Source organism: Sphingobium jiangsuense, assembly GCF_014196495.1.
In the GTDB taxonomy this organism is placed as follows: Bacteria; Pseudomonadota; Alphaproteobacteria; order Sphingomonadales; family Sphingomonadaceae; genus Sphingobium; species Sphingobium jiangsuense.
This window is the reverse complement of record NZ_JACIDT010000001.1, coordinates 140,525-167,455: the sequence shown is the minus strand read 5'-3', so window position 1 is coordinate 167,455 and position 26,931 is coordinate 140,525. Positions and strand designations below refer to the sequence as shown.

28 protein-coding genes are annotated in these 26,931 nt (G+C 67.7%); 12 read left to right on the top strand and 16 right to left on the bottom strand.

From position 1 onward, the window contains the following. Positions 1-59: 59 nt before the first annotated feature. Positions 60-1,142, bottom strand: coding sequence for a DUF1176 domain-containing protein (locus GGR43_RS00805; RefSeq protein WP_246343257.1), 1,083 nt, complete (start codon positions 1,140-1,142; stop codon positions 60-62). A gap of 149 nt (positions 1,143-1,291) precedes the next feature. On the opposite strand from GGR43_RS00805, the gene GGR43_RS00800 reads away from it, so the two are divergent. The 7 genes from GGR43_RS00800 (at position 1,292) to GGR43_RS00770 (ending at position 6,123) form a co-directional block, all read left to right on the top strand. Continuing rightward, positions 1,292-2,161 carry a 3-hydroxyacyl-CoA dehydrogenase family protein gene (locus tag GGR43_RS00800; RefSeq protein ID WP_188070042.1) on the top strand — a complete coding sequence of 290 codons (870 nt, stop codon included), beginning with the start codon at positions 1,292-1,294 and terminating at the stop codon, positions 2,159-2,161. A 73-nt stretch (positions 2,162-2,234) separates the two neighbouring features. Beyond that, on the top strand, positions 2,235-3,149 hold the full coding sequence (gene argB / locus GGR43_RS00795; protein ID WP_188070041.1) for an acetylglutamate kinase: 915 nt from the start codon (positions 2,235-2,237) through the stop codon (positions 3,147-3,149). Positions 3,150-3,263: 114 nt separating this feature from the next. Further along, a complete protein-coding gene (locus tag GGR43_RS00790) occupies positions 3,264-3,557 on the top strand; it encodes a YggT family protein (protein WP_188070040.1) in 294 nt (97 codons plus the stop codon). A gap of 67 nt (positions 3,558-3,624) precedes the next feature. Then, positions 3,625-3,903 (top strand): DUF167 family protein, encoded by a 279-nt coding sequence (locus tag GGR43_RS00785; protein WP_188070332.1) that lies wholly within the window; start codon positions 3,625-3,627, stop codon positions 3,901-3,903. Further along, a complete protein-coding gene (gene folD, locus GGR43_RS00780) occupies positions 3,900-4,796 on the top strand; it encodes a bifunctional methylenetetrahydrofolate dehydrogenase/methenyltetrahydrofolate cyclohydrolase FolD (RefSeq protein ID WP_188070039.1) in 897 nt (298 codons plus the stop codon). Before GGR43_RS00785 ends, folD begins: the two co-directional genes overlap by 4 nt. Beyond that, entirely contained in the window at positions 4,793-5,509 is a 717-nt protein-coding gene (locus tag GGR43_RS00775) for a hypothetical protein (protein ID WP_343054373.1), read from the top strand. The genes folD and GGR43_RS00775 overlap by 4 nt, the downstream gene beginning before the upstream one ends. Continuing rightward, entirely contained in the window at positions 5,506-6,123 is a 618-nt protein-coding gene (locus GGR43_RS00770; protein WP_188070038.1) for a MarC family protein, read from the top strand. The genes GGR43_RS00775 and GGR43_RS00770 overlap by 4 nt, the downstream gene beginning before the upstream one ends. Before the next feature lie 50 nt (positions 6,124-6,173). Here GGR43_RS00770 and GGR43_RS00765 read toward each other — a convergent pair whose 3' ends face one another. Further along, on the bottom strand, positions 6,174-6,857 hold the full coding sequence (locus GGR43_RS00765) for a YiaD family glycine zipper/OmpA-like lipoprotein (RefSeq protein ID WP_188070037.1): 684 nt from the start codon (positions 6,855-6,857) through the stop codon (positions 6,174-6,176). 155 nt (positions 6,858-7,012) lie between these two features. On the opposite strand from GGR43_RS00765, the gene GGR43_RS00760 reads away from it, so the two are divergent. After that, positions 7,013-8,338 (top strand): hemolysin family protein, encoded by a 1,326-nt coding sequence (locus GGR43_RS00760; protein ID WP_188070036.1) that lies wholly within the window; start codon positions 7,013-7,015, stop codon positions 8,336-8,338. A gap of 163 nt (positions 8,339-8,501) precedes the next feature. After that, positions 8,502-11,213 carry a phosphoenolpyruvate carboxylase gene (gene ppc, locus GGR43_RS00755; protein ID WP_188070035.1) on the top strand — a complete coding sequence of 904 codons (2,712 nt, stop codon included), beginning with the start codon at positions 8,502-8,504 and terminating at the stop codon, positions 11,211-11,213. A gap of 205 nt (positions 11,214-11,418) precedes the next feature. On the opposite strand, the gene GGR43_RS00750 is transcribed toward ppc, so the two are convergent. After that, on the bottom strand, positions 11,419-11,964 hold the full coding sequence (locus GGR43_RS00750; RefSeq protein ID WP_188070034.1) for an outer membrane protein: 546 nt from the start codon (positions 11,962-11,964) through the stop codon (positions 11,419-11,421). Positions 11,965-12,273: 309 nt separating this feature from the next. Further along, a complete protein-coding gene (locus GGR43_RS00745) occupies positions 12,274-12,723 on the bottom strand; it encodes a peptidylprolyl isomerase (protein ID WP_188070033.1) in 450 nt (149 codons plus the stop codon). A gap of 171 nt (positions 12,724-12,894) precedes the next feature. Here GGR43_RS00745 and mgtE point away from each other — a divergent pair, with 171 nt between their 5' ends. Further along, on the top strand, positions 12,895-14,355 hold the full coding sequence (mgtE, locus tag GGR43_RS00740; protein WP_188070032.1) for a magnesium transporter: 1,461 nt from the start codon (positions 12,895-12,897) through the stop codon (positions 14,353-14,355). 73 nt (positions 14,356-14,428) lie between these two features. Continuing rightward, positions 14,429-14,830, top strand: a complete 402-nt coding sequence (locus GGR43_RS00735) for a DUF1489 family protein (RefSeq protein ID WP_188070031.1) — start codon at positions 14,429-14,431, stop codon at positions 14,828-14,830. A 15-nt stretch (positions 14,831-14,845) separates the two neighbouring features. Here the strand turns inward: GGR43_RS00735 and GGR43_RS00730 are convergent, their stop codons facing one another. The 11 genes from GGR43_RS00730 to GGR43_RS00680 all read right to left on the bottom strand — a co-directional run bounded on the left by GGR43_RS00730 (position 14,846) and on the right by GGR43_RS00680 (position 24,119). Continuing rightward, complete coding sequence (locus GGR43_RS00730; RefSeq protein ID WP_188070030.1) at positions 14,846-15,256, bottom strand: hypothetical protein; 411 nt, start codon at positions 15,254-15,256, stop codon at positions 14,846-14,848. Between the two features lie 381 nt (positions 15,257-15,637). Next, entirely contained in the window at positions 15,638-16,234 is a 597-nt protein-coding gene (locus GGR43_RS00725; RefSeq protein WP_246343256.1) for a hypothetical protein, read from the bottom strand. A gap of 2 nt (positions 16,235-16,236) precedes the next feature. Continuing rightward, positions 16,237-16,776 (bottom strand): demethoxyubiquinone hydroxylase family protein, encoded by a 540-nt coding sequence (locus GGR43_RS00720; RefSeq protein ID WP_188070029.1) that lies wholly within the window; start codon positions 16,774-16,776, stop codon positions 16,237-16,239. Positions 16,777-16,783: 7 nt separating this feature from the next. After that, positions 16,784-17,275: a disulfide bond formation protein B gene (locus GGR43_RS00715; RefSeq protein ID WP_188070028.1), complete on the bottom strand. Its 492-nt coding sequence runs from the start codon at positions 17,273-17,275 to the stop codon at positions 16,784-16,786. 7 nt (positions 17,276-17,282) lie between these two features. Beyond that, positions 17,283-18,641 (bottom strand): S41 family peptidase, encoded by a 1,359-nt coding sequence (locus GGR43_RS00710; RefSeq protein ID WP_188070027.1) that lies wholly within the window; start codon positions 18,639-18,641, stop codon positions 17,283-17,285. Positions 18,642-18,854: 213 nt separating this feature from the next. Beyond that, entirely contained in the window at positions 18,855-20,075 is a 1,221-nt protein-coding gene (locus tag GGR43_RS00705; protein WP_188070026.1) for a murein hydrolase activator EnvC family protein, read from the bottom strand. A gap of 5 nt (positions 20,076-20,080) precedes the next feature. Then, positions 20,081-20,506 (bottom strand): 23S rRNA (pseudouridine(1915)-N(3))-methyltransferase RlmH, encoded by a 426-nt coding sequence (locus GGR43_RS00700; RefSeq protein WP_188070025.1) that lies wholly within the window; start codon positions 20,504-20,506, stop codon positions 20,081-20,083. Positions 20,507-20,553: 47 nt separating this feature from the next. After that, the gene (rsfS, locus tag GGR43_RS00695) at positions 20,554-20,883 is read right to left on the bottom strand and encodes a ribosome silencing factor (protein ID WP_188070330.1); all 330 of its coding nucleotides are present in this window, start codon (positions 20,881-20,883) and stop codon (positions 20,554-20,556) included. 68 nt (positions 20,884-20,951) lie between these two features. Beyond that, the gene (locus GGR43_RS00690; protein WP_188070024.1) at positions 20,952-21,635 is read right to left on the bottom strand and encodes a nicotinate-nucleotide adenylyltransferase; all 684 of its coding nucleotides are present in this window, start codon (positions 21,633-21,635) and stop codon (positions 20,952-20,954) included. Positions 21,636-21,655: 20 nt separating this feature from the next. After that, positions 21,656-23,584 carry a 1-deoxy-D-xylulose-5-phosphate synthase gene (gene dxs, locus GGR43_RS00685; protein ID WP_188070023.1) on the bottom strand — a complete coding sequence of 643 codons (1,929 nt, stop codon included), beginning with the start codon at positions 23,582-23,584 and terminating at the stop codon, positions 21,656-21,658. 70 nt (positions 23,585-23,654) lie between these two features. Then, complete coding sequence (locus GGR43_RS00680) at positions 23,655-24,119, bottom strand: Fur family transcriptional regulator (RefSeq protein WP_188070022.1); 465 nt, start codon at positions 24,117-24,119, stop codon at positions 23,655-23,657. 106 nt (positions 24,120-24,225) lie between these two features. Here GGR43_RS00680 and GGR43_RS00675 point away from each other — a divergent pair, with 106 nt between their 5' ends. Beyond that, on the top strand, positions 24,226-25,242 hold the full coding sequence (locus GGR43_RS00675) for a 2-oxoadipate dioxygenase/decarboxylase family protein (protein WP_188070021.1): 1,017 nt from the start codon (positions 24,226-24,228) through the stop codon (positions 25,240-25,242). 223 nt (positions 25,243-25,465) lie between these two features. On the opposite strand, the gene GGR43_RS00670 is transcribed toward GGR43_RS00675, so the two are convergent. After that, positions 25,466-26,839 carry a glutamate--cysteine ligase gene (locus tag GGR43_RS00670; RefSeq protein ID WP_188070020.1) on the bottom strand — a complete coding sequence of 458 codons (1,374 nt, stop codon included), beginning with the start codon at positions 26,837-26,839 and terminating at the stop codon, positions 25,466-25,468. Positions 26,840-26,931 lie beyond the last annotated feature (92 nt).

Sequence of the window (26,931 nt, the reverse complement as noted above, 5' to 3'; positions counted from 1 at the left end):
GGCGGTCCCCCTCCCCATGCCGGGGAGGAACGTGCCGCTTCTGGCCCCAATCCACCGCCCTATTTCTTCCCCGTCGCCGCCACCGGCCGGGCGCGCCAGAGCGTGATCCATTCCCAGGCGCCCCGGCACTGGTCCATGCGGCGCAGCTCGACCAGGCGGAAGACGGAGCCGTCCCACACATAGCTTTCCGCCGATCCGCAATCGCCGAGACCGCGCCCCTTGGCGAAGCTGCTGAGCGTCGCGCGCGTCGCATCCCACCCCGCATTGACGAGCATCGGCGGGCCGCCCGGCTCGCTCCAGCCCGGCTGGCTGTCGAACCGTGCCAGCCGGAAGGCGCGGCGCCCGGCCTGCCCGGTGGCGATCAGCGGCACGCTGCTGAAATTATAGGCCCCCGCGCCGCAGGGAATCAGCACCAGCTCCTCCTTTTCGGAAAGGCGGGCTATCTGCGCTTCCTGCGTGGGGTCCTGCTCGGCGCCGCATCCGCTCAGCGCCAGCGCGCGGCCGCGCTCCTCGCGCCAGAGCGCGGAGGGCTGCGGCAGGCCCTGCGGCACCGGCAGATGGGAGACCGACGGCAGGCTGCCTGCCGCGCGGACGGCGTCGGCGCGCAGCCTGCCCTTCGCGACGAGGCCCGTCACCGTGCCCGCCCGGCCCTGCTGCGCATCCATGTAGCGCAGCGCCGCCGATGCGCCGGACAGCGACGCCGCGCCCAGCGTCCGGCCCCTGGCCGAGGCGGAAAGGACCATGCCGCGCACCATGCCCTTCACCAGCTCGGCGCTCGCCGCCGGGGCGACTGCCACACTGTTGCCCTTGCCCTGCGCGCCGGCGAATTTGACGCCGTCGACCAACAGGTCCACCGGCCCGTCATGCTCCTCCGGCAGCAGCAGCTCGATCCGCGGGTCCGCCGCCGGTCCCGCGTCGCGGCGGACATAGACGGTCATCCCGCCTTGCGCGCCGCTTTCCTTTTCCGGGAACAGCGAGGCGGCCGTGCAGCTGCCGATATTGTCGCAGCCCACCACCCAGTCGCGATAGCTTTCGATCGGCCCCGGCACGGGCGCCGCCGCCTGCGCCGGGACGGCGATCGCTATCCCGATCCCTGCCGCCGTCATCGTCGATACAGCCCTGAACATCCCCCCGAATGTCATGCGTCTTCCCCCATTTGCCGGACGATCCCCCGATCCCGGTCCCGTACCTGTCATAGGAATTTCGCGCGGCGATGCAATTAGAGCTTGGCCTTGCGGGCGGAGCGCCTAGATAGGACGCCGGATTTTCGGCGCATGAAAAGGGGCATGGCATGGAAGCGATAGGCGTGATCGGCGCGGGGCAGATGGGGGCGGGCATCGCCCAGGTCGCGGCGCAGGCGGGGCTGCGGGTGCTCCTCGCCGATATCGACATCGCGCGGGCGCAGGCGGGCCGGGACGGCATCGCCCGCATCCTCGGCAGGCAGGTCGAGAAGGGCAAGATCGCGCAAGGCGACGCCGATGCGGCCGTCGCCCGCATCGAGCCGGTGGCCGATTATGCGCCGATGGCCGGTGCGCAACTCATCATCGAGGCCGCGACCGAGCGCGAGGAAATCAAGCTGCGCATCTTCGAGGCGGCGGGCAAGGTGCTGGCGGCCGACGCGGTGCTGGCCAGCAACACCTCGTCCATCTCGATCACCCGGCTGGCCGGGGCCTCGCCCGATCCGGCGCGGTTCATCGGCCTGCATTTCTTCAACCCGGTGCCGCTGATGCAGCTGCTGGAGATCATCCGCGGCTTCGCCACCAGCGACGCCACGGCGGACAAGGCGCGCGCCTTCGGCGAAAAACTGGGCAAGCAGGTCATCATGGCGTCGGACAGCCCCGGCTTCGCGGTCAACCGCGTGCTGCTGCCCCTGCTGAACGAGGCCTTCTTCGCGGTGGGCGAGCGAGTCGCCTCCATTCCCGACATCGATACCGGGGCGAGGCTGGGGCTGGGCCATCCGATGGGGCCGCTGGCGCTGGCGGACCTGATCGGCCTCGACACCTGCCTGGAGATTCTGCGCGTGCTGGTGGACGACACCGGCGATCCCAAATATCGCCCCGCCCCGGTGCTGAAGAAGCTGGTCGAGGCGGGCTGGCTGGGCCGCAAGACGGGCAAGGGCTTCTACGATTATTCCGGCGCCGAGCCGGTTCCCAGCTTCTGATCCCGCGCCGCCCATGGGCATGGTCCGCGCAACGCGCTTGCCTTTTGCGCGGACTTGCCTTTAGGGGCGACTCATGACCCAGAATTACGCACCCGATCCCGCCCTGCTCGCCAAAGCCGAAACGCTGGTCGAGGCGCTGCCCTATATGCAGCGCTATGCGGGCAAGACCTTCGTGGTCAAATATGGCGGCCATGCGATGGGCGACCCCGAAGCCGCGCGCGACTTCGCCGAGGATGTGGTGCTGATGAAGGCGGTCGGCATCAACGTCATCGTCGTCCATGGCGGCGGGCCGCAGATCGGCGCGATGCTGAAGCGGCTGGGCGTGGAATCGCAGTTCGTCGGCGGCCTGCGCGTTACCGACAAGGAAACCGCGCAGATCGCGGAGATGGTGCTGGCTGGGTCGATCAACAAGGAAATCGTCAGCTGGATTTCCGGCGCGGGCGGCCGCGCGGTCGGCATTTCCGGCAAGGACGGCGGGCTGGTGCTGTGCGAGAAGGTCGGCGGCAAGCGGGAGCCCGACCCCAATTCGGGCATAGAGCGCCATGTCGACCTGGGCTTCGTCGGCGATCCGGTCGCGGTCGACCGCAGCATCCTCGACAGCCTGTCGAAGGACGGCATCATCCCGGTGGTCGCGCCCGTGGGCATCGGTGCGGACGGGCACACCTACAACATCAACGCCGACACCATGGCGGGCGCGATCGCGGCGGAGGTGAAGGCGTCGCGTTTCTTCCTGCTGACCGACGTGCCGGGCGTGCTCGACAAGGACAAGCAACTGCTGACCGATCTCGATCCCGCGCGGATCAACGCATTGCAGCAGGACGGCACGATCACCGGCGGCATGATCCCGAAGCTGGAAACCTGCATCCACGCGGTGGAGAACGGCGTCGACGCCGCCGTCATCCTCGACGGGCGGGTTCCGCATGCGATGCTGCTGGAAATTTTCACCCGCCGGGGCGCGGGCACGCTGGTCCGCGCCGCCGCTGCCTGATCCGCAACGCCTTGTTGCGATCCGGCGGGGTTGTGCGGAGCCGACAGGCTGGTCTAAGGCGTTTCGCGATACGGGCGCCCGCCGCCCCGCCTGATTGTCACGCACGGAGAGTTCATGGTTTTCGCTTTGTACCAGATCATTTCCATCCTGCTGAACGTGCTGTGGTGGATCATCATCGTTCAGGCGATCATGAGCTGGCTGATCGCGTTCAACGTCATCAACACCTATAATGACATTGTCCGCTCGATCTGGATCGCGCTCGACCGGCTGACCCAGCCGCTCTATCGCCCGATCCGCCGCATCATGCCGGATCTGGGCGCGCTCGACCTGTCGCCGATGGTGGTGCTGCTGATCATCATCATCCTGCAACAGGCGGTGCTGCCGCCGCTGTTCGGGGCGATGATGTGACGAATCGCTGAAGGGGCAGGGCGCGGTGGAGGAGGCTTCCTTCTGGCGCACCGACGGCGATGATCTGATGCTCGCCATCCGCCTGACCCCGCGCAGCGCGAAGGAAGGGACGGGCGGCGTCTGGCGGGACGAAAAGGGCGCGGCCTGGTTGCAGGCGCAGGTGCGCGCGGTGCCCGAAAAGGGCAGGGCCAATGATGCGTTGATCCGGCTGCTTGCCAAAAGGCTCCGCATCCCGGCAAAAGACATACTATTGGATTCCGGCGATAGCAGTCGGCTAAAGCGGTTGCGGCTCAAGGGACAGGCGCGGAACGCCGCAGCCATCATGAAGGACTGGATTGAGGAATGACCATCGGGAAACTGATAGACGGAAAGGCGTTCGCGTCGGGGCTGCGCGAGCAGGTGGCCGAAGGGGTGGCGGCCTTCGCCGCCGCGCAGGGGCGCAAGCCCGGACTTGCGGTGGTGCTGGTGGGCGAGGACCCGGCCAGCTCCGTCTATGTGCGCAACAAGGGCAAGATGACGCTCGCCGTCGGCATGGAAAGCTTCGAATACAAGCGCCCGGCGACCATCGGCCAGGACGAGCTGCTGGAACTGATCGAGGAGCTGAACGGCGACCCGCGCGTCGACGGCATCCTCGTGCAGCTGCCTCTCCCGAAGCATCTGGACGAGCAGGCGGTGATCGCCGCGATCAACCCGGAAAAGGATGTGGACGGCTTCCATGTCGTCAACAGCGGCCGCCTCGCCGTCGGCCTGCCCGCGCTGGTGCCGTGCACGCCGCTGGGCTGCCTGATGCTGCTGAAGGACGAGCTGGGCGACCTGTCGGGGCTGGAGGCGGTGGTGATCGGCCGCTCCAACATCGTCGGCAAGCCGATGGCGCAGCTGCTGCTGGCGGAAAACTGCACCGTCACCATGGCGCACAGCCGCACCCGCGACCTCGCCTCGGTCGTCCACCGGGCCGATATCGTGGTGGCGGCGGTCGGGCGGCCGGAGATGGTGAAGGGCGAATGGATCAGGCCCGGCGCGACGGTGATCGACGTGGGCATCAACCGCGTTCCCTCCACCGACGAGGAAGGCAAGAGCCGCATCGTCGGCGACGTCGCGACGTCCGAGGCGATCAGCCATGTGAACGCGATCACCCCGGTGCCGGGCGGCGTCGGGCCGATGACGATCGCGGTGCTGCTGCGCAACACGCTGGTCGCGGCCTGCGCGCGCGCCGGGATCGAGGTGCCCGAAGGGCTGTGAGGGCGCGGCTGGCCCTGACGCTGGCCCCGATCCTGACCGGGCTGCTGCTGGCTGGCACCGCCCCGGCGGCGGCGCGCCAGCCGGGGCGCGCCCGCTTCTTCCCCGACCCCAGCAGCGTTTTTTCCGCCGACATCGCCTTCAACCGCCTCGCCGCCGAAAAGGGGCTGTGGGCCGCCTATCGCGCGACGGCGGCCGAGGATGCGGTGTTGCTGGTGCCGAAGGCGGAGAGCGCGAAAAGCTGGCTGAAGGGCCGCAAGGACGATCCGGCGCGGGCGATGAGCTGGCAGGCCTACAGGGCCTTCGTTTCCTGCGACGGCCGCATGGCGGCGACCACCGGAACATGGCGGCGGCGGGACGGGGCGCAGGGCGAGTTCGTCACTCTCTGGCGGCGGGATCGCAAGGGCGACTGGAAATGGGCGTTCGACAGCCGCTTGCCGGGCGAAGCTCTGCCCGAACCGCCAGAGGCGCTGGAGGGGCGCGTCGCCCGGTGCAAGGGCGCGCCCGCCGGAGCGCCGCCGACGACCGGACCGGGGCGGGACGGCCCGCCGCCCAGTCCCCCGCCATCGGGCAAGGACGCGGCCATTCCCGACGACGGCAGCCTGATGCTGAGTTATGTCGTGCAGAAGGACGGCAGCCGCGAGGTCCGCCTGTCCGTCTGGAACGGCGCGGGCTATGACGTGGCGGTCGACCAGCGGGGGATGGCGGCGCAATGATGGAATTGTTCGTCTCCGCCTTCGTCACGCTGTTCGTGGTGATCGACCCGCCGGGCTGCGCACCCATCTATGCCAGCATGACCACCGGAGCGTCGGCGCAGCAGCGCCGCTCCATGGCGATCCGCGCGGTGGCGATATCGGCGGCGATCCTGCTGCTGTTCGGCCTGTGGGGCAAGCAGTTGCTCGGTGTGCTGGGGGTGGAGCTGTACAGCTTCCGCATCGCGGGCGGCATCATGCTGTTCATGATCGCGCTGGAGATGGTGTTCGAGAAACGCACCCAGCGGCGCGAGGACCGGGCGCAGAAGATTCGCGAAACGCCGGAGGTGGAGGATGTCTCCGTCTTTCCGATGGCGATGCCGATGATCGCCGGGCCGGGCTCCATCACCACGGTCATGCTGCTGATGGCGCGGGCCGAGGGCGTGCAGGAGCGGCTGGTGGTGTTCGGTGCGATGGCGGCGGTGCTGCTGCTGATGCTGGCCGCGCTGGTGGCCGCCGGGCCGCTGATGGCGATATTGGGGCAGAAGATCGAGGCGGTCATCACCCGCCTGCTCGGCGTGCTGCTGGCCGCGCTTGCCGTGCAGTTCGTGATCGACGGGATCAGCGCGGGCTTCTGAAAAAAGATAGTGGCGGCGCCCCCGCCTTGGGGAGCGCCGCCGCAGGACGATCAGCTTCTCACGTCGTTTTCGGTGACGGGCACGATCTTGATTTCGACGCGCCGGTTGGCGGCCTTGCCTTCCGCCGTCGTGTTGCTGGCGATCGGCTGCGTCTCGCCGAAGCCGCGCGTCGCCATCCGGGCGGACTGGACGCCGCGCATCGCCAGATAATTGGCGACCGACTGGGCGCGCCGCTCCGACAGGCCCTGATTATAGGCGTCCGACCCGTCGCTGTCGGTGTGGCCGTAAATGTCGATATAGGTCTTGGGGAACTGGCTGAGGGTGGAGGCGACCTCATTCAGCGTCGGCTGGAACTGCGGCTGCACCTCGGCGCTGTCGAAGCCGAAGGTGATGCCCGACGGCATGCGCAGCAGCAGGTCGTTGCCGTCGCGGATCACGTCGACGCCGGTGCCGGCGGTCTGCTCGCGCAGCTTCTTTTCCTGCGCGTCCATGTAGGCGCCGACGCCCGCGCCCGCGAGCGCGCCGATGCCCGCGCCGACGATCTTCTCGGTGCGGTCGCGCTTGCCGCCGACCAGATCGCCGAGCAGATAGCCGCCCAGCGCGCCGCCGACGCCGCCGATCGCGGCCTTGGAAACCTTGCGCTGTCCGGTTTCGGGGTCGGTAACGCAGGCGCTGGTCGCCATCAGGGCCACGAGGGCGAGGCCGATTCCGATCTTTCCGGTTTTGCTGGTCATATATGCACCCTTTCCGATGTCATGAGTTGTTCCGAACAATTGAGCGTTTGACGGCGCCAGAGGTTCCTTTCGTCCTTTTTTACCGCCGTAACTGAACCTCGTCTGATCTGCCTGTTGTGAATTCGCAAGATTCCCTGCAATAAGACCGGCACATCATGATCGAAGCAACTTCTTTGTCGCCTTTCCCCTGGTGGGATGTTGTCATCATCCTTGCCCTTGTCGCGTTGAACGGCGTGTTCGCCATGTCCGAGCTGGCGCTGGTTTCCTCGCGCAAACCAAGGCTTCAGGCGGCGCGGAAGGCGGGGAAGGGCGGGGCGGCGGCCGCGCTGCGGCTGGCCGAGGATCCGGGTAAATTTTTGTCAACGGTGCAGATCGGCATCACGCTGATCGGCATCATCGCGGGCGCCTATTCGGGCGCGAGCCTGGGCGGGCCGGTTTCGGAACGGCTGCACCGGCTGGGGCTGGACGACGATGTGGCGCTCAGCCTCGGCTATGCGCTGGTGATCGGCCTCACCACCTATGCCTCGCTGATCATCGGCGAACTGGTGCCCAAGCAGTTCGCGCTGCGCTCGCCCGAGACGGTGGCGATGATCGTCGCCCGGCCGATGGCCTTGCTCGCGCAGGCGACCGCGCCGGTGGTGTGGCTGCTCGACGGCTCGACCGCGCTGGTGTTCCGCCTGCTCGGCCTCACGCGCGAGGCGGAATCGCAGGTGACGGCGGAGGAATTGCAGTTGATCGTCGCGGAGGCGAGCAAATCCGGCGTGATCGAGGAAAGCGAGCGGGCGATCATCTCCGGCGTGGTGCGCCTCGCCGACCGGCCGGTGCGCGAGGTGATGACGCCGCGCACCGATGTCGACTGGATCGATGCCGACGCCGACGCCCGCACGCTGCGCGCGCGCCTGCTGGAAACGCCGCATACCCGGCTGCCGGTGGGGCAGGGGTCGGTGGAGGAGATTATCGGCGTGGTGCAGGCGCGCGACATCATGTCCGCGCTGCTGCGGCGGCAGAAGATCGACATCCGCGCGCTGATGCGCGCCGTGGAGGTGGTGCCCGACCAGGTCGACGCGATGGACGCGCTGGAGGTGCTGCGCCGGTCCGACGTGCCGATGGTGATGGTGCACGACGAATATGGCCATTTCGAAGGCATCGTCACCCCGTCCGATCTGCTGTCCGCGATCGCGGGCAATTTCGCGTCCGATGCGGATCTCTACGACGAGCCCGATCTGGTGGAGCGGGACGACGGCAGCCTGATCGTTTCCGGCCAGATGGCGATCGACCAGCTGGCCGACCGCATCGGCATCGCGCTCTATGAGGAGCGCGACTATGCGACGGTCGCGGGCCATGCGTTGTGGCATTTCAAGCATCTGCCCGAAGTCGGCGAAACCTTCGAGGATCAGGGCTGGCTGTTCGAGGTCGTCGATATGGACGGGCGCAAGATCGACAAGCTGCTGCTGATACCCCTCCGCCCCCGGCGGCATTGAGCGGCTGGTCCTGTAGGAGCGAAGGCAGGAAGAGCGTGCCGCGTTTCGGAATGAAGCGGACATAACGGTTCAGGAATGACAATTCTCCACCTCAATAATCGAACAGCCGCACGGGCGGAGAAATTCTTGACCGTCTCCGCGTTGCGGTGCAGCATATCGCCCCATGACAACAGAAAACCGGCCTGAGGCGACCATCTCGCAAAATCCCGACATCCGCTATCTGGGGCGGTTGCTGGGCGACGTCATTCGCGCCTATGGCGGGGAAAAGCTCTATCGCCAGACGGAATATATCCGCTCCGCCTCGGTCGATAGGGCGCGCGGCGTGGAGGGCGCGGACCTTGTCGATACCGGCTTGGGTGCGCTCGGCCTCGACGATACGCTGTCCTTCGTGCGCGGCTTCATGCTCTTTTCGATGCTCGCCAATCTGGCCGAGGACCGGCAGGGCATGGACACCGACACCGAAGGCTCGTTCGCGGTCGCGGTCGCCGCGCTGGAACGTCATGGCGTCGGCCGGGACAAGGTGCTGGCGCTGCTCGACCGCGCGCTGGTCGCCCCGGTGCTGACCGCGCACCCGACCGAGGTGCGGCGCAAGTCGATGATCGACCACAAGAACCGCATCGCCGAACTGATGCGGCTGCGCGACGCCGGCCAGATCGAAACCGACGCGGGTGAACCGGTGGACGAGGCGATCATGCGCCAGATCGCGCTGTTGTGGCAGACGCGCCCGCTGCGCCGCGAACGCCTTTATGTGCAGGACGAGATCGACAACGCGCTCACCTATTTCCGCGACGTGTTCCTGCCGGTGCTGCCCGCCCTCTATGCGCGGTGGGAACGGATATTGGGCGGCCGCCCGGCCAGCTTCCTGCGCGTCGGCAACTGGATCGGCGGCGATCGCGACGGCAACCCCTATGTGCAGGCGGACCAGCTCCGCTCCGTGATGGCGCGCGGCGCGGAGGTCGCGCTCGGCCATTATATGGACGGGGTGCACGGCCTCGGCGCCGATCTGTCCATCTCGACCGAACTCGCCGCCGTGCCGCAGGCGGTGCTGGACCTTGCCGAGGCGAGCGGCGACCTGTCGCCCAGCCGGGCGGACGAGCCCTATCGCCGCGCGCTGTCGGGCATCTACGCCCGGCTTGCCGCCACCTATGAGCGGCTGACCGGCAAGACGCCGCCGCGCCCCTCCACGCTCCGGGGCCAGCCTTATGCCGCCCCGTCCGATCTGCGCGCCGATCTCGTCATCCTCGCGCAGGGGCTGGCGAGCGACGGCGAGGGCGCACTGGCGACCGGCGGCGCGCTGGGGCGGCTGATCCGCGCGGTGGAGACCTTCGGCTTCCACCTCGCGACGCTGGACATGCGGCAGAACAGCGCCGTGCATGAGCGCGTCATCGCCGAACTGCTGCAAGAGGCGGGGGTCGAGGGCGACTATCTCGCACTCGACGAATATGCCCGCGTCGCGCTGCTGCGGCGGGAATTGGCGACCAATCGCCCGCTCGGCTCGCGCTTCGCCCGCTACAGCGAGGAGACGGCGAACGAGCTGGCGATCGTCGAGGCCGCCGCGCAGGCCCATCGCGCCTACGGCCCCCAATCGATCACCCATTATATCATCAGCAAGGCCGAAAGCGTGTCGGACATGCTGGAGGTGGCGATCCTGCTGAAGGAAGTCGGCCTCTGGCGCATCGGCGGCAAGGACAGGGACGGCGGAGATGGGCCGCCCCAATGCGCGGTGATGCCGGTGCCGCTGTTCGAAACCATCGCCGACCTGGAAGCCGCGCCCGCGGTGATGAGCGCCTGGTTTGCCCTGCCTGAAATCGGCGCGCTGACCCGCGCGCGGGGGCATCAGGAGGTGATGATCGGCTATTCGGACAGCAACAAGGACGGCGGCTATCTCACCTCCACCTGGGGCCTCTATCAGGCGAGCGAGGCGCTGGCCCCGGTGTTCGAGGCGGCGGGCGTCGGCATGCAGCTGTTCCATGGCCGTGGCGGCGCGGTCGGGCGCGGCGGCGGCTCGGCCTTCGCGGCGATCCGCGCGCAGCCTTCGGTGTCGGTGCAGGGGCGCATCCGCATCACCGAGCAGGGCGAGGTGATCGCCGCCAAATATGGCACCGCCGACGTCGCCGCCGCCAATCTGGAATCGATGACCAGCGCGACGCTGCTGGCGACGCTGGAGCCGCAGACGCTGGGCGAGCAGGACAAGGCCCGTTTCGCCGCCGCGATGGAGCAATTGTCGGCGACCGCCTTCGCCGCCTATCGCGAGCTGGTCTACGATACCGAGGGCTTCAAGCGCTTCTTCCGCGACCTGACGCCGATACAGGAGATTTCCGGCCTCAAGATCGGCTCCCGCCCGGCCAGCCGCACGAAGAGCGACCGGATCGAGGATCTGCGCGCCATCCCCTGGGTGTTCAGCTGGTCGCAGGCGCGGGTGATGCTGCCCGGCTGGTACGGCGTCGGGCAGGCGATCGACCGGTTCGCGGACAAGGCGCTGCTGAAGGACATGGCGCAGGTCTGGCCCTTCCTGCAATCCAGCCTCGCCAATATGGAGATGGTGCTGGCCAAATCGGACATGGGCATCGCCGCGCGCTATCTGCCGCTGGTGCGCGACCAGCAGGCCGGGCAGGCGATCTTCGCCCGCATCCGCGAGGGCTGGGAAAAGGCGCGCGACGGCCTGTTGACGGTGACGGGGCAGAGCTTCCTGTTGCAGGCGAGCCCCGCGCTCGACCGCTCGATCCGGCTGCGCCTGCCCTATATCGAGCCCTTGAACCTGTTGCAGGTGGAACTGCTGAAACGTCACCGCGCGGGCGAGGACGACCCCCGGATCAAGGAGGGGATCGAATTGTCGATCAACGCCATCGCCACGGCGCTGCGCAACAGCGGGTAGGAGGCAAGGCCATCTTCCCCTCCCCTGAAGGGGAGGGGCTTGATATCGCTACCGTCTCCCTATCCACCAAAAAGAAAAGGCAGGCCGCCCATAGACGACCTGCCTTTCCCTATTTCTACCCTCTTCCATCCCTCTGCCAGGCAGTCTGAAACAGGCAGCGGATGGAAGAGAGAGGTTGGCGCCCGGAGGCGCCGGAACGTGGGGATCAGTATTTCAACACCAGACCGGCCATCGGACGGAAAGTGTTGAAATTGCCGAGCGTGTCGACCTGCAGGCGCAGGCGCATATTGCTGCGGTCGGCGCTGCTGCCCAGATCGGCGGGCGAGATTTCCGCGCCGAAACCGTAAGTGGTGCCGTGGAAATCCGGGCTGTCGTCGCCCAGCGCCGAGAAGTTGGTCCAGCGATAGCCGACCGCGCCATAGATCAGGCTGTCCTTGCCCGCCTTCACGCCGGCGCGGCCGGTGACGCCATATTGCCAATCGACATCGCCCTTGACGCCCTTGGCGACATTGCCTTCGACGCCGACCACGATCGGCCCGGCGACGTTGTAGTTGAGGCCCGCGACGCCCTCGACCGTGATGCTGTCATAGCCGAGCGGCGGAATGCCGGACTTGTCGGGCTGGTCGTTGAACTTCTCCCAGCCGCCGAGTACGCCGACATAGGGTTCGAGGCGACCCGCGCCGTCCTGGGCGTGAGCCGCCACGGGAGCGATGGACGCAGCGGCCAGTGCCGCGAAAAGCAGTTTCTTCATGTCTTTCGACCTCTTCATGTTTTTCAGTAAGACACACGGTTTGGACCCGGCGGCCGGCGATCGAACGTTCCCTGTGACCGCACAAGCAAGGGTGGAATGCGCGGGGGCGGCTTACAGTTTCATGAACAGGGACAGAAAACGAAAAGAAGCTGGAAATGCGGCATTAATGTCACGGTTTCTGAACCTCAGATTACTGAAATAAGGCGCAAATGGTGACGAAATATGGAAAAGGCGGGGTGATGCACCCCGCCTGGAAATAATATAGCAATATGGTTCCATCCCGATGGGATGGGCCGTTTGATTATCAGGTCAGGAAACAGTCGCCTTGATGATCTTGCCGGGATTTGCCGGCGGCTCGCCCTTGGGCAGCGCGTCGACATGTTCCATGCCTTCCTCGACCACGCCCCAGACCGTATATTGGCGGTCGAGGAAGGTCGCGTCGTCGAAGCAGATGAAGAACTGGCTGTTCGCGCTGTCCGGGTTCATCGCCCGCGCCATCGAGCAGACGCCGCGCACATGCGGCTCGGCATTGAACTCGGCCTTCAGGTCGGGCAGCTGCGAACCGCCCATGCCGGTGCCGGTCGGGTCGCCGCCCTGCGCCATGAAGCCGGGAATCACGCGGTGGAACACCACACCGTCGTAAAAGCCTTCCTTGGCGAGGGTGGTGATGCGTTCCACATGCCCAGGGGCGAGGTCGGGGCGCAGCTTGATAACGACATCGCCGGTATCGAGCGTGAAAGTCAGTCTCTGGTCGGCCATGTCCTTATCTCCCGAACAGCCTGTTGGTAAAATGGGTTTCGCCCATATAGGGCCTGCATGGCTTTTGGGAAGGCGCAACCATGGCTTTTCTGTCGAATGGCATTGCAATTCGGATGGGCATGAGCGAAAGCGGGCGCATGATCGAAGGGCAGGCAACAGAGGGGGCAGCGGATGAACCAGACCAACGCCGCGCCGCCTGCGGGGCCGCCTGAGGACGCCGAGCCGGGCCTGATCGATACCGTCCCCGGCGAAGACGCCGCCGCCGCCGAATCCCGCCATGACGAGGACGACCGGCTGAAGCCCGAATATGTCTCCGCCGTGCGCGAGGCGGTGGAGCAGGGCGACCGCGACCGCGCGCGGGAGCTGGTGTCGCCGCTGCACCCCGCCGACATCGCCGACCTCATCGAGCTGACCCCGGCGGAGGAGCGCGCCGACATCATCGCCGCGCTGGGCGATCTGGTCGGCGCGGAGGTGCTTTCCGAACTCAACGAATATGTCCGCGACGACCTGATCGAGGCGCTGGAGCCGCAGCAGGTCGCCGACCTCGCCTCCGAGCTCGACACCGACGACGCGGTCGCGATCATCGAGGATATGGAGGAGGCCGACCAGCAGGCCGTCCTCGACGCGATGGAGCCGGAGGACCGCGCCGCCATCGAAAGCGCGCTCGCCTATCCGGAGGAATCGGCCGGCCGCCTGATGCAGCGCGACCTGATCGCGGTGCCGCCCCATATGAATGTCGGGCAGGTGATCGACTATCTGCGCGACGGCCAGCGCCTGACCACCGACTTCTGGGAAATCTTCGTCGTGGACGAGGCGCATCATCCGATCGGCACCTGTCAGCTCAGCTGGGTGCTGACCTGCCCGCGCTCCATCCCGATCGCCGACGTGATGAAGCGGGAGCAGACGCTGATCCCCGTCGACATGGATCAGGAAGAGGTGGCGCTGCGCTTCCAGAAATATGCGCTGATCTCCGCCGCCGTGGTCGATGCCGAAGGGCGGCTGGTCGGCATGATCACCGTCGACGACATATTGCACATCGTGCAGGAAGAGGCGGGCGAGGATATTCTCCGCCTGTCCGGCGCGGGCGACGGCGACATCAACGAACCGATCCTCGAAAGCTACAAGGGCCGGGTGCGCTGGCTGCTGTCCAATCTGGTGACGGCGCTGGTCGCCTCGACCATTATCGGCATATTCGAAGGTACGATCGAGAAGATGGTCGCGCTGGCGACGCTGATGCCGATCGTCGCCGGGGTCGGCGGCAATGCGGGCAGCCAGACCATGGCGGTGACGGTGCGCGCGTTGGCGACCAACCAGATCACCGCGTCCAACCGCTGGCGCACGGTGCTGCGCGAGATACGGGTGGCGTTGCTCAACGGGTCGACGGTGGCCTGCGTGCTGGGCATCGGCGTCGCGATCGTGTTCGGCAATATCGTGCTGGGCGGGGTGATCGCCGCCGCGATGATGGCCAATATCGTCACCGCCGGACTGGCCGGAGCATCGATTCCGCTGATCTTCGACCGTTTCGACGCCGACCCGGCGGTCGCCTCCTCGATCTTCGTGACGATGGTGACGGATTCGATGGGCTTCCTCGCCTTTCTGGGGCTGGCGACGGCGGCGGGACTGACCGGATAGCATCGCCACCGGCCGGAAAAGGCCCGGTCCGAAAAAGGTTGAAAGCGGGCCCGGCACGCGCCATGTGCTGTGCATGCCCCTGCACATGACGAAGATCGCCTTCGGTTGCGACAGCGCGGAGGATTTGCGCCTCTATCTCGAATCCTGCGCGGGAATGGGCGAGGCTCGCCTGACCACGCGCTATTGCCCGAAGCGCGCGGGGGAGATGGCGGGCGGATCGCTCTACTGGATCCACGCGGGAACGATCATCGGGCGCAGCCCGCTGCTGGGCTTCGAGGAAAACGGGCAGGGGCGCTACTGGATCCGTATCGAACCGCGCCTCATCCCCGTCGCCCCTCGCGCCAAGCGGGCGCATCAGGGTTGGCGCTATCTGGAGGATAAGGACGCGCCCGCCGATCTGGGCGGCGACGGCGCAGGGGGCGATGCGCTGCCCGCCCATCTGGCGCAGGAACTGGACCGGCTGGGGCTGATGTAGCGCGCTGCTATAGGATCAGGGTATCCCCGTCGACTCCCGCATCCGTTTTTCCGCATACCATTGCCGCAGCATCGCCTGGGTGCAGCCGGTAAAGCCGTAGCTGCCGTTGGGCGAGCAGCTGTTCGGCGTGATTGCCTGACCCGCCTGCTCCATCATCGCCACCTGGCTGGCCCAGCCGGGGCCGCCCATCGGCTCCGCCTTTTCGCGCAGGGCCTTGGGGATGCGATAGCGCTCCGCCTCCGGCTTGCGGGCGCAGACGACGATCTCCTCTTGCTTGCCCGCGTCGGTGGGGCAGGGATCGTCGCCATAGACGACGAGGGTGATGACGCGCTCCGGCGGCTCGGCCGCCAGCGCGGGCGCGGCGCAGAGCAGCGCCGCCAGTGGCGGCATCAGGGCAAGGACAAGGGCGCGGCGCGGGGCTTCCATCCCCATTCCTTCCGCCCGACCGCCTGAACCCAGCCTGTATGGGGAGGGGGACTGTGGTTGCACTGGCTGGTTTCGGCCAAGAGCTTACCTCCGCCTTCATCGTCACCCTGAACTTGGTTAGCTGCGCTGGCCTTCGGCTCAGGTCCATTTCGCCGGATTGACCATTGGTCTGTGGGGCTTGATGGATGCTGAAACAAGTTCAGCATGACGATTAGGTTACATCTAGCTACCTAAATAACCTCTCCTATCCCGTCATGCCAGCGCAGGCTGGCATCTCAGGAGGTGGCGCGCGACACGGCCTGAGACTGGGGCCTGAGTCCCCGGTGGCGCATGAGGAGAGCGGATCGCTCCCCACCCCATCCCAAACCGCTATCCGCCGCCTTAATGCCGATGATCCGGCTTGCTGTCGGCGGGCGGGGTGGTGACGGGGGCGCCCTTGTCCTCCAGCCCTTCCTGCGCGGCGCGGGCGCGGGCGGCTTCCTCGGCCTTCACCCGTTCCTCGATCTTTTCCGAATCGGCGTCGATGGTCGACAGGCGCTTCTCCCGCTCCGCCGCGACCAGATCGGCCCAGCTCTGCTCGCCGGTCATGCGCCGTTCGGCCTTGGCCTGCGCGGCGAGCTTGGTGAAGCAGCCGGTGACGCCGCCCGCGCCATCGGGGGTGCAGCTTTCCGTGCCGGACTTGCCGACATATTCGATCGACTTGACGCGGTTGGCCCAGGCTTCATTGCGCGTCGATCCGAAATCGGGGTTTTCGCGCAATTCCTTGGGAATGCGATAGCGTTCCTTTTCCTCCTGCCGCGCGCAGACGGTGATTTCGCCGCCGGTGCTGGCCGGGCAGGGATCGTCGCCATAGACGATGACCTGCCGGATGCGCTCGGCCGAAGGACCCGCGACCTCGCCCTGCGCCAGCGCGGGAGTGGCCGTCGCGATCAACGCCGCCGCGCCCGCGCCCAGAACATATGTCAGTCGATGATGCATGGTCAGATCCTCTTCGAAAGGGCGATGGCGGCCTTGCACCCCAGCCGGATCGCCCCGAACAGCAGGGGATAGGCAGGCGCGTTCTCCGCCCCATGGGCCAGCGCGGCGTCGCGATGCTCGACCTCTTCGGCCTGAAAATCCCGGATCGCCTCGGAAAGTTCCGGGTCGCTGTCGCCCAGCGCGCGGAGCTGCTCCTCATAATGCTTGTCGATCTCCGTCTCGATCGCGGCGGTGCAGGCCATCGCGGCCTCCGGCCCGATCGCGGCGGTGACGGCGCCCAGCGCGAAGCCCGCCGCCTTCCATACCGGATGCAGCAGCGTCGGGCGCACGCCGCGCTGCGCGATCATCGCGTCGAAATGCTTGCGGTGGCGTTCCTCCTGCGCGGCCATCACCGCGATGGAACGGCTCATCGGGTGGCGATCCCCCATCACCGCGAGCTGGCCCGCATAGATGACCGTCGCCCCGAACTCCCCCGCCTGATCGACGCGCAGCATCGAGGCGCGGTCCGGCTTCGGGCGGTTGGGGCGGGGAAAGTCGCTCATCTCTTTCTCAATCCTTGCGGGCGCGCAGCAGGCAGGCGGCGATCAGCGCCGCCGCCGCAAGGGAGAATAGAGCATTGAAGCCCGCAAGGGAAATGCCGAAAAGCGACCAGGGCGCGACGTCGCAGCGGGTCAGCGGCGCGGCCATGATCGCATCGAGCATATCCTGCGCGCTGCCCCCCGCTATCGGCACGGAGCAGGCGGTGATACCTTCCCACCAGCCATATTCGACGCCCGCGTGAAACACGCCGATCGCCCCGCTCACCGCGATTCCCAGCGCGGCGAGCGCTGTCAGCAGGCGGCTGGTCCCGGCGCGCGGCCGGGTGGCAAAGGCGCCGAGCGCAAGCAGGATCGCGGCGGCATGCGGCCAGCGCTGCCACAGGCACATCTCGCACGGGTAAAGGCCGCCTATATATTGCGACGCCAGCGCCCCGCCCAGCAACAGCGCGGGCGCGGCGAGCGCGATCAGGCGAGCGAGCGGCAGCGCGGAGGACCGGTTCATCCCCGCCTCAGCGCCTGCCCGCGGCTTTCTTCAGCGCCTCGGTTTTTGCCTCGGCCGTGGTTTTCGTACCCTGCGGGGCGAGGCGGGCGATGGTGTCCAGTGCATAGCGCAACTGGAAATCCTCTATGCCCTTTGCCTTCAGCTGCTCGGCGGTCATGGAGAAGCGCGGATCGTCCTTCGCATCTTCCTCGAACACCGGGTCGTCGCTCTTGATCTCGTTGATCAGGTGGCGGCGCAGGTCCGATTCGCGGAATTTGGGCCGCGTCTTGTAATCCGGGTCGGACAGCTGCGGCACGCGGATATCGGGCTTGATGCCGCCTTCCTGCACGCTGCGGCCCGACGGCGTGTAATAGCGCGCGGTGGTGAGGCGCAGCGCGGTGGTGGGCGAGAGCGGCAGCAGGGTTTGCACGCTGCCCTTGCCGAAGCTGGTTTCGCCCATGACGAGCGCGCGATGCTGGTCCTGCAACGCGCCCGCGACGATCTCCGACGCGGAGGCCGAGCCGGAATCGACCAGCACGATGATCGGCGCGCCGTTCGTATCGTCGCCGGGCTTGGCGTAATAGCGCTCTATGTCGCCCTTGGCGCGGCCGCGCTGCGACACGATCTCGCCGCTGTTGAGGAAGGTGTCGGACACCGATACCGCCTCGTCCAGCAAGCCGCCGGGGTTGGAGCGCAGGTCGAGGATATAGCCCGCCGGCTTGCGGCCGAGCGACTGGGTGATGCTGCGGATGGCCGAGCGCACGTCGGCGCCGGTATTGGCGGAGAAGCTGACGATCTGGATGACGCCGACGCCGTCCTTCACTTCCCACTTCACCGGCTTGATGTCGATGATCTCGCGGGTCAGCGTCAGTTCCAGCGGCTTGTCGCGGCCGGGGCGCACGATGGTCAGCTTGATCTGCGTGCCTGGCTTGCCGCGCATCTTCTCCACCGCCTCGTCGAGCGAGCTGCCATAGACCAGCTCGCCGTCGATATGGGTGATATAGTCGCCCGCCTTGATCCCGGCGCGGGCGGCGGGCGTGTCGGCGGTCGGCGCGATCACCTTGACGGTGCCGTCCTCCATCGTGACGGAGAGGCCGAGGCCGCCATAGCTGCCTTCCGTCTGGGTCTTCATATTCTCGAAATCGCGCGCGTCGAGGAAGCCGCTGTGCGGATCGAGGCTGGACAGCATGCCGGAAATGGCGCCGCGAATCAGCTTTTCGTCGTCGACCTTCTCGACATAGTCGGTGCGGACCTTCTGGAACACGTCCATGAATTCGTCGAGCGCGGCATAATTGCTGCCTTCCGCTTCGGCCATGGCGGCGGTGGTGGCAGGCACGAGCGCAAGCGCGGCCAGGGCGGCGGCATTGCGGAGCAACGAGGAATTCATAGGTGCAGCGGTCCCGATACTGATATGGCCACTATATAGGACGGCGCGGGCGGCGCGCATAGCGGGATTTTCGGCCACCCCTGTCGCGTCATGCCAGTGCAGGCTGGCATCTCAGGAGACGGCGCGCGGGCATGGCCTGAGACTGGGGCCTGCGACCCCAGCCTGCGCCGGGGTGACGGCAGGCCAAGGTCAGCTAATCGTAAGTCCGCCTGCTCACACCCCCGCATTCGCCATCGCCACCACATCGACGGGCCGGCCCTGCCGCCGCAATTCGATGGTGACGGCGGGATGCTCTCCGCCGCCCGCGACGCCGATCGGCCCGCCCTGCCCGACATCCTGCCCCACGGCGACGGAGAGGCGGGCGAGGTCGGTGACGAGGGTGGTCCAGCCGTCGCCATGGTCGATGATGACGATCTGGCCGAAGCCGCCATAGGGACCGGCAAAGACGATGCGTCCTCTGGCGGGTGCGACGACCTGCGCGCCGGGCGCCGTGGCGATCGTGATGCCGCGCGATCGCACGCCGCTGTCCGACAGCTCGCCCATGCCGGTTATCAGCGTGCCCGCGACCGGCAGGCGATAGGCGGGTGCGGCGGCGGCGGCGGCGGCGGCGGCGCGTTCAGGCGTGCCGGGGCGGGGTTCCGGGCCGGGCAGGGCGGCGAGCCGGTCGCGCCGGGCGCCGGCCTGCTGCATCCGCGCGAGCAGCGCGCCGATGTCGCGCGCTCGCTCGCTCATCGCCAGCGCCCGCTCGGTTTCCAGCGCGGCGTCGGAGGACAGGCCCCGCGCCGCGATCCGCTTCTGCGCTTCCAGGCGGCTGAGCGCCACGCGCTGCTCGGCCAGCCGGGCGCGGGCGTCGCGCAGCCCATCGGTGGCCTGCACCGCCATCGCCTGAAGCGCGCGCGTGCGATCGAGGTCCGCGCGCAGCCGGTCAGTGCGCTCGCGGATGACGGGCAGCAGATGGGCGAAGGCGGCGCGGACATGCACCGTGTCGCGCAGGCTGCCCGGTTGCAGCAGCGCCAGCACGGGCGGGCGGCTGGAAAAGCTCTGCAAGGCGGCGGTCAGGCGCACCAGCGGCCCCTGCTGCCGCGCCAGCCCGGCGGACTGGCGCTCGACCAGCTTGCCGATGATCGCGATGCGCGCCTGCCCGGCGCGCAGGTCGGCCTCGCTTTCGGTAACGCGCGCGGCGAGGGCGGCGGCCTGCGCGTTGAGGCGGTCGGCCTCCCGCGTCGCGGCGCTCGCCTGCGCCTCCAGCTGGCGGGAGAGGGCGCGGGCGCGCTTCGCCTGCTCGCTCGCCTGCCGGTAGGCGCGCTGTTCGTCCGCCATGCTGGCGGTGCGGCCGGAGACGACGACCTGCTGGGCCGACGCGATCCACGCGCCGGACAGCAGCGCCAGAGCGCCCGTGCCTGTGACGATGGTGATGAGGACCCCCCGCTTCATGCCCGCTATCCTTCGCGATGATAGGGGTGGCCCGCAAGGATGGATGTCGCGCGCCAGAGCTGTTCGGCCAGCATCGCGCGGGCCATCATGTGCGGCCAGGTCATGCGGCCGAAGGCGATCAGCAGGTCCGCCCCGGCCCGCGCCTCATCGTCGAAGCCGTCCGCCGCGCCGATCATCAGCCGGCATTCGCGCATGCCGTCGTCGCGCCAGCCGCCCAGTTTCTCGGCGAATTCCATCGATCCCAGCTGCTTGCCCTTCTCATCCAGCAGCACGGTGACGCAAGGGGAAGCGGCGATCGCGGGCGGCTTGCCGCCGGTGTCGGGCAACTCGGTGACGCGGGTGGGCCAGCTTATCCGTTTCAGATAGCGCTCGACCAGTTCCGCCTCCGGCGAGCGCCCGATCTTTCCGCGCGCGACGATGTGCAACAGCATGAGCGCGGCCTTTCCGCTCGCTCCGGCGCGTCAGCGGCGCGGAGCGGTCAAAGGGAGGCGGCGGCCGGCGGGGCGGGCGGCGCGTCGGAAAAGCCCCACATGCGCTCCAGATTGTAGAAGCTGCGCACTTCCGGCCGGAACAGGTGGACGATCACGTCGCCTGCATCGACCAGCACCCAGTCGGCGGCGGGCAGCCCCTCGATGCGCACGATGCGCCCGGTCTGCTGCTTGATCCGCTCGGCCAGCTTCTGCGCCATGGAGGCGACCTGGCGGGAGGAGCGGCCGCTGGCGACCACCATATAGTCGGCGATGCTGCTCTTGCCGGCGAGGGGGATGGAAATGGTTTCCTGCGCCTGATCGTCGTCCAGCGACTGCATCACGATGGCGTGGAGGTCTGCCGGGGAACCGGCGTCGGATGCCGGGACACTGGCGGGGTGGGTCTGGTTCAAAATCGCTCCTTCAGTGGTGATGGGACCATGGATGACGGGACAAGACGGTGCGTAAGCGGGTCGCGCACGCTCCGGTTTCGATATTCGCGGTGCCAGAAAGGGTCGGCCCGTCGCAACAGGGTTGCCGATCGCGGATCAGGGCGGAAGCGCAAAAGCACAAGCGCCGGGGCTCTCCAGTCCGTCCAGTTTCTGCTCTGGCGCGCGGGCCGGACGAAACGCCGCAGCCAGTTCATGGCGGGTTCACCATGACTGCGCGCATCATAACCCGGACGCGCGACCACGGCAATGGGCATGATGCGCGCTATGCCGCGCCAGTCCTTCCACGCGCCGAACTGGCGCAGATTGTCCGCGCCCATCAGCCAGCAGAAGCGATGGCGCGGATAGCGGCGGACGAGCGCGTGCAGCGTATCGACGGTGTAGCGGGTGCCGAGGCGCTGCTCGATCGCAGTCGGACGGACCGGCGCGCGCGCCGCTACCCGCCGCGCATGGGCGAGGCGGTCGGGCAGCGGGGCCATGCCCCTGGCGGGCTTCAGCGGATTGCCGGGGCTGACCAGCCACCAGATCTCGTCCAGCCCCAGCGCTTCCCGCGCGAACAGGCTGATCGCGCGATGGCCGCCATGGGCGGGGTTGAACGATCCGCCCAGCAGGCCGATCTTCCGGGGAAAGCCGCTTTTCGTCATGAGGGGAAGGGCAAGGGCGGTCAGGCCCGCGCGCCCGCTTCGCCCACGCCCGCGCTATTGTGGCGCAGCGCCTTGAGCACGGTGGCGACGATGCCGTCGGCGTCGAGTCCCGCCTCGGCATATTGCCGTTCCGGCTTGTCCTGATCCTGAAAGACATCGGGCAGGCGGAGCGTGCGCAGCTTCAGCCCGGTGTCGATCAGTCCCTCGTCGCTGGCGAGCGTCAGCACATGCGCGCCCAGCCCGCCGATGCTGCCTTCCTCCACCGTCACCGCGACCTCATGGCCGGTGAGCAGGCGGCGGATCAGCGCCTCGTCGAGCGGCTTGGCGAAGCGCAGGTCGGCGACGGTGGTCGAAAGCCCGCGCGCGTCGAGCGCGTCGGCGGCCTTGAGCGCCTCCTCCAGCCTTGTGCCGAGCGAGAGGATCGCGACCTTCTTGCCCTCGCGCACCACGCGGCCCTCGCCGATCTTCAGCCGCATGGGCTGCTCGGGCAGCGGCACGCCGACGCCGTTGCCGCGCGGATAGCGCACCGCGATCGGGCCGTCGTCATGCAGCGCGCAGGTGTGGATCATGTGCACCAGCTCCGCCTCGTCGGCGGCGGCCATCACCACCATGTTGGGCAGCGTCGCGAGATAGGTGATGTCGAAGCTGCCCGCATGGGTGCTGCCGTCCGCGCCCACCAGCCCCGCGCGGTCGATGCCGAATCGCACCGGCAGGTTCTGGATTGCGACGTCATGCACCACCTGATCATAGGCGCGTTGCAGGAAGGTCGAATAGATCGCGCAGAAGGGCCGCATCCCCTGCGCGGCCAGCCCCGCCGCGAAGGTGACGGCATGCTGCTCGGCAATGCCGACATCGAAGCAGCGGTCGGGGAATGCCTCCTCGAACTGGTCGAGCCCGGTGCCCGACGGCATGGCGGCGGTGATCGCGCAGATCGTCTCGTCGCGTTGCGCCTCGGCGATCAGCGCCCTGGCGAACACGCCGGTATAGCTGGGCGGTCCCGGCGGGGCCTTGGCCTGTGCGCCCGTCACCACGTCGAATTTCTGCACGCCATGATATTTGTCGGCGGCGGCTTCGGCGGGCGCATAGCCCTTGCCCTTCTGCGTCACGACATGGACGAGGCACGGCCCCTCGGCCGCGTCGCGCACATTTTCCAGCACCGGAATCAGCTGGTCGAGATTATGCCCGTCGACCGGGCCGACATAATAGAAGCCCAGCTCCTCGAACAGCGTGCCGCCCATCGCCATGCCGCGGGCGAATTCGTCGGTCTTCTTCGCGGCATTGTGGAGCGGCCGGGGCAGCTTGCGCGCGATCTTGCGGGCCAGCCCGCGCAGGCCGAGGAACTCGCGGCTCGACACCAGCCGGGCGAGATAGGCCGACAGCCCGCCCACCGGCGGCGCGATCGACATGTCGTTGTCGTTCAATATGACGATCAGGCGATTGCCAGCCGCCTCGGCATTGTTCATCGCCTCATAGGCCATGCCCGCCGACATCGCCCCGTCGCCGATGACGGCTATGCCCTTGCCGGGCCTGCCCGCCAGCTTGTTGGCGATCGCGAAGCCCAGCGCCGCGCTGATGCTGGTGGAGCTGTGCGCCGCGCCGAACGGATCATAGTCGCTCTCGGCCCGCCTGGTGAAGCCGGACAGGCCGCCGCCCTGCCGCAGCGTGCGGATGCGGTCGCGCCGGCCGGTCAGGATCTTGTGTGGATAGCATTGGTGCCCCACGTCCCAGATCAGCTTGTCTTCGGGCGTGTCGAACACATAATGGATCGCGGTGGTCAGCTCCACGACGCCGAGGCCCGACCCCAGATGGCCGCCGGTCACGCCGACGGCGCTGATCGTCTCGGCGCGCAGCTCGTCGGCCAGCTGGCGCAGCTGGTCGGGCCGCAGACGGCGCAGATCGGCAGGTTCGTCGACCTGATCGAGCAGGGGCGTGGCGGGGCGTTCGTTCATTGTGCCTGTGTCTCCAGTCCCCGCCCATAGACCTTGCGGCCCCGCTTGTCGAACCCCCAGTAAAGGGCGTTCATGCGGGCGCACACTCCGCGCAGCGGCCCTGAACCTCTATCACCGGGCGGGCGGCGACGAAGCCTTCCCGGTTGGCCCGTTCCCGCACCGAGGCGGTGAGCGTGTCGTCATCGACATGGATCGCCTTGCCGCAGTCGGTGCAGACGAGGAAGATGCAGTCGTGCATGCAGCCGGGATGCGCGTTGGCGATATAGGCGTTCGCGCTTTCCACGCGAGTCGCGAGGTTGGACGACACGAACAGGTCGAGGATGCGATAGACGCTGTTGGGCGCGACCCGCTTGCCGCGCGCCGCCGACACCGCGTCGGCGATGTCGTAGGCGGAGGTCGGCCGGGTCCGCTCCGCCAGCGCGTCGAAGATCGAGGCGCGCATCGGCGTCCATTGCTCGCCTCTTTTTTCCAGCGCATGCTGCGCCGCCTCGCGCAGGGAGGCCCCGCTGAACTCGTGATGATGATGGCTGCCCATGAACGGAGTGTAGGGATGCGGGACGCCCTGTACAAGAGGAGGGGCACAGGGGGAGGGGCATGCGGCAAGGCTTGCCTGTTGCCGCGCAAAGGCGGATAGTCGCGCGATGGATGAGGAAAAGCTGATCGTCTTGCTGACCCCCTTGCTGGGCGCGCGGGCGCGGGCGGCCCTCGATGCGCTCGTCCTGCCCGATGCGGGCGGGGAGGCGGAGCCGGACAGCATCTGTGGGGCGGAGCTGGCCTTCGCGCTCGCGGCGGCGCTGCATCAGGGGCTGCTCGACCGGGCGCCGACCGGCGCCGCCTATGTCGCGGACAGGATCGCCGCCGGGGGGCGGGTGCTGCTGGACCATGGCGCGCTGCGCACCATCCGCCTGCCCGACGGCGAACGCACCGGCGCGATGCCCGCCGGGGCGGATGCCTTCGCCCGGCTGCTGGAGCCGCTCGGCTACCGGATGGCCGGGGTCTATCCGCTCGACCGGCTGAGGATGACCGGCTACGCCTGGTGCCATGCGGAGCATCCGCACGCCCTTCCGCAATATTTCGTCAGCGAACTGCATGTCGACCGCTTTGGCCCGGATTTCCAGGCGGCCGCCCGCCGGATCTTCGGGACGACGGCCGATCCGCTGAACAGCTTCGCGCGCGAGGCGCTGGCGCGGCTGGCGGCGCAGGGACGACTGGCGCTGGAGGATGCGGCGGAGCTGCTGCCGGTGCTGGCGCGCGCGTTCGACCGGCATCATGACGCGCCCGCGCTGGCCGATTATGAGGCGCTGAAGCGGGAAAGCGCAGAGGCGGCGTGGATCGCGACCGAGGGCAATGCGTTCAACCACGGCACCGACCGGGTGGCCGACCTCGACGCCACCGTCGCCGCCCAGCGCGCGGCCGGGCGCGCGATGAAGGATGTGATCGAGATTTCCGGCAGCGGCCGCGTCCGCCAGACCGCGACCCGCGCCGACCGGGTGGAGCGCCCGTTCCTCGACAAGAACGGACGCCATGTGACGATGGGCGTGCCCGGCTCCTTCTACGAATTCATCAGCCGCGATATGGACCCGGAAACCGGCGCGCCCGACCTGCGCTTCGACAGCGGCAATGCGCAGGGCATCTTCAAGATGACGACGCCGGATTAGGACCGATCGACATTCAGCCCATGCGGGCCTGCAAAGCGCGATTTCCTGCGCTTCGGTGCTCACGGACCTTTAAGTCCGCTGCGCTCCGATGCTCGAAAATCACGCTTTTGACCTACGGTCGCCTTCGGCTTCGGCTCCACCTGAACTGAATGTCGATCGGTCCTATAGCGACAAGCATTCATTGGAACCGTTCGGGGTTCTGGTTATCTGAACCCGGTCCTCGTCAGAAGCTCTCTTCCGCATAGACCCGGCTCAAATCGCCGCCCCATTCGCCATGATAGCGGTCGAGCAGGATTTCGGCCGGAGTCTTGCCGCGCGCCACCACCTCGTGCAGCGCGTTGAGATAGCCGGTTTCGTTGTTGCCGCTGGCGTCCAGCCGCGCGCGGCGGGCAAGGCCGCCCTGCGCGATCTCCAGCACCACAGGCGCGATGTCGCGCAGCGTCCGCCCCGCCGGGATCGGCGCGTCGAGGCCGAGCTTCGGCACGGCGTCGCGCAGCGTCTGGCGATCCTCGATGCTCCAGCCCTTCACCAGATCCCACGCGGCGTCGAGCGCGCCCTGTTCGTAGAGCAGGCCGACCCACAGCGCAGGCAGCGCGCAGATGCGGCTCCACGGCCCGCCGTCCGCGCCGCGCATTTCGAGGAAGCTCTTGAGGCGCACCTCCGGGAAAGCGGTCGAGAGATGGTCGTTCCAGTCGCTGACCGTCGGCTTCTCGCCCGGCAGCGCGGGCAGGCGGCCGTCGAGGAAATCGCGGAAGCTCTGGCCCGCCGCGTCGATATAGTGGCCGTCGCGATAGACGAAATACATCGGCACATCGAGCGCATAGTCGGCATAGCGCTCATAGCCGAAGCCGTCCTCGAACACGAAGGGCAGCATGCCGGTGCGCGCCGGGTCGGTATCCGACCAGATATGGCTGCGATAGGAAAGGAAGCCGTTGGGCTTGCCCTCGGTGAACGGAGAGTTGGCGAAGAGCGCCGTCGCCAGCGGTTGCAGCGCGAGGGAGACGCGGAACTTCTTCACCATGTCCGCCTCGCTGCCGTAATCGAGGTTGGTCTGGATGGTGCAGGTGCGCAGCATCATGTCGAGGCCCATGGTGCCGACGCGCGGCATGTGGCGCAGCATGATGCCGTAGCGGCCCTTGGGCATGACGGGCAGGTCCTCGCGCTTCTTGTCCGGCCACATGCCTAGGCCGAGGAAGCCGATGCCCAGCGCCTCGCCCACCGCCTTCACCTGTTGCAGGTGGCGGCCGGTTTCGGCGCACGTCTGGTGCAGATTTTCGAGCGGCGCGCCCGACAGCTCCAGCTGGCCCGCCGGTTCGAGGCTGATCGTGCCGTCCGCGCCGCCCAGCGCGATGACGTTGCCGCCCTCGACGATCGGGTCCCAGCCATAGCCGGTGAGGCCCATCAGCAGCGCGCGAATGCCCTTTTCCTCGTCGTAGGACGGCGCATGATGATCGCCCTGCGCATAGACGAACTTCTCATGCTCGGTGCCGATGCGCCAGTTTTCCGGGGGCTTTTCGCCACGCGCGAAAACAGAGATCAGCTGATCCCGCCCTTCGATGATCGGATCATCCGCCCCTGTATCTGTTCTGGTGCTCATGTGCGCGCCTTACCCCCTGTGAGTGTCGCTGCAAATAGGGATGAGCGCGGCCGCGATCAATCGCCCCGCTATTGCAAAATGATATTTCATTT

Excerpts from the sequence above, each read along its gene's own strand:
- GGR43_RS00725 (WP_246343256.1), bottom strand. The coding sequence starts at position 16,234 with ATGCATCATCGACTGACATATGTTCTGGGCGCGGGCGCGGCGGCGTTG.
- ppc (WP_188070035.1), top strand. The coding sequence starts at position 8,502 with ATGACAACAGAAAACCGGCCTGAGGCGACCATCTCGCAAAATCCCGAC.
- folD (WP_188070039.1), top strand. The coding sequence starts at position 3,900 with ATGACCATCGGGAAACTGATAGACGGAAAGGCGTTCGCGTCGGGGCTG.
- argB (WP_188070041.1), top strand. The coding sequence starts at position 2,235 with ATGACCCAGAATTACGCACCCGATCCCGCCCTGCTCGCCAAAGCCGAA.
- GGR43_RS00770 (WP_188070038.1), top strand. The coding sequence starts at position 5,506 with ATGATGGAATTGTTCGTCTCCGCCTTCGTCACGCTGTTCGTGGTGATC.
- GGR43_RS00765 (WP_188070037.1), bottom strand. The coding sequence starts at position 6,857 with ATGACCAGCAAAACCGGAAAGATCGGAATCGGCCTCGCCCTCGTGGCC.
- rsfS (WP_188070330.1), bottom strand. The coding sequence starts at position 20,883 with ATGCAGTCGCTGGACGACGATCAGGCGCAGGAAACCATTTCCATCCCC.
- GGR43_RS00800 (WP_188070042.1), top strand. The coding sequence starts at position 1,292 with ATGGAAGCGATAGGCGTGATCGGCGCGGGGCAGATGGGGGCGGGCATC.
- GGR43_RS00805 (WP_246343257.1), bottom strand. The coding sequence starts at position 1,142 with ATGACATTCGGGGGGATGTTCAGGGCTGTATCGACGATGACGGCGGCA.
- GGR43_RS00760 (WP_188070036.1), top strand. The coding sequence starts at position 7,013 with ATGATCGAAGCAACTTCTTTGTCGCCTTTCCCCTGGTGGGATGTTGTC.
- GGR43_RS00735 (WP_188070031.1), top strand. The coding sequence starts at position 14,429 with ATGCCCCTGCACATGACGAAGATCGCCTTCGGTTGCGACAGCGCGGAG.
- GGR43_RS00790 (WP_188070040.1), top strand. The coding sequence starts at position 3,264 with ATGGTTTTCGCTTTGTACCAGATCATTTCCATCCTGCTGAACGTGCTG.
- GGR43_RS00670 (WP_188070020.1), bottom strand. The coding sequence starts at position 26,839 with ATGAGCACCAGAACAGATACAGGGGCGGATGATCCGATCATCGAAGGG.
- GGR43_RS00705 (WP_188070026.1), bottom strand. The coding sequence starts at position 20,075 with ATGAAGCGGGGGGTCCTCATCACCATCGTCACAGGCACGGGCGCTCTG.
- mgtE (WP_188070032.1), top strand. The coding sequence starts at position 12,895 with ATGAACCAGACCAACGCCGCGCCGCCTGCGGGGCCGCCTGAGGACGCC.
- GGR43_RS00710 (WP_188070027.1), bottom strand. The coding sequence starts at position 18,641 with ATGAATTCCTCGTTGCTCCGCAATGCCGCCGCCCTGGCCGCGCTTGCG.
- GGR43_RS00730 (WP_188070030.1), bottom strand. The coding sequence starts at position 15,256 with ATGGAAGCCCCGCGCCGCGCCCTTGTCCTTGCCCTGATGCCGCCACTG.
- GGR43_RS00750 (WP_188070034.1), bottom strand. The coding sequence starts at position 11,964 with ATGAAGAAACTGCTTTTCGCGGCACTGGCCGCTGCGTCCATCGCTCCC.
- GGR43_RS00785 (WP_188070332.1), top strand. The coding sequence starts at position 3,625 with ATGCTCGCCATCCGCCTGACCCCGCGCAGCGCGAAGGAAGGGACGGGC.
- GGR43_RS00690 (WP_188070024.1), bottom strand. The coding sequence starts at position 21,635 with ATGACGAAAAGCGGCTTTCCCCGGAAGATCGGCCTGCTGGGCGGATCG.
- GGR43_RS00745 (WP_188070033.1), bottom strand. The coding sequence starts at position 12,723 with ATGGCCGACCAGAGACTGACTTTCACGCTCGATACCGGCGATGTCGTT.
- GGR43_RS00675 (WP_188070021.1), top strand. The coding sequence starts at position 24,226 with ATGGATGAGGAAAAGCTGATCGTCTTGCTGACCCCCTTGCTGGGCGCG.
- dxs (WP_188070023.1), bottom strand. The coding sequence starts at position 23,584 with ATGAACGAACGCCCCGCCACGCCCCTGCTCGATCAGGTCGACGAACCT.
- GGR43_RS00700 (WP_188070025.1), bottom strand. The coding sequence starts at position 20,506 with ATGCTGTTGCACATCGTCGCGCGCGGAAAGATCGGGCGCTCGCCGGAG.
- GGR43_RS00720 (WP_188070029.1), bottom strand. The coding sequence starts at position 16,776 with ATGAGCGACTTTCCCCGCCCCAACCGCCCGAAGCCGGACCGCGCCTCG.
- GGR43_RS00715 (WP_188070028.1), bottom strand. The coding sequence starts at position 17,275 with ATGAACCGGTCCTCCGCGCTGCCGCTCGCTCGCCTGATCGCGCTCGCC.
- GGR43_RS00680 (WP_188070022.1), bottom strand. The coding sequence starts at position 24,119 with ATGGGCAGCCATCATCATCACGAGTTCAGCGGGGCCTCCCTGCGCGAG.